The 412-nt window shown below is 45.6% G+C and carries 1 protein-coding gene; it reads right to left on the bottom strand.

All coding sequences use genetic code 11. The features are described from left to right. A partial coding sequence (locus tag AC1VNY_RS42780) for a hypothetical protein (protein ID WP_482409719.1) occupies positions 1–251 on the bottom strand: 251 nt, incomplete at its 3' end. Between the last annotated feature and the right edge of the window lie 161 nt (positions 252–412).

Below are 412 nucleotides of genomic sequence, written 5' to 3' on the forward strand. Positions count from 1 at the left end.
GTGTCCTTGTCCTCCTCGGGAACGAATCGATATAATAATAAATCAATGACCGAATCCTGTGGCACACGCCACACTGTTCCATTTTGGGACAATTCAGAGGCGGCACAATGATCGAGAGGCTTTTGTACGGACAGGGAATGCAATAATTTGAATACAACGGAAAGTTGTTCATTCAATATTTCAAGCGCAGTATGTGGGATCAGTCCGCAGTCTGGATGGCTCTCCAGGAAGAAGAAGAAGAAATAGTTCAAGATGTAAGTAGGGAGGAGGGAAGGGACGAATAAATCACAAATTCAGGTGATCAAGAGAAGAGACAATGACCGACCAAATGGTCTGCGAAAACGATCGATTTGTCCACTCCCACTCACAATGAATTTCAGGACTCAGAAACGCCCGCCACGGAAGCATCTCC

It is taken from the genome of Bradyrhizobium ferriligni (assembly GCF_056837965.1).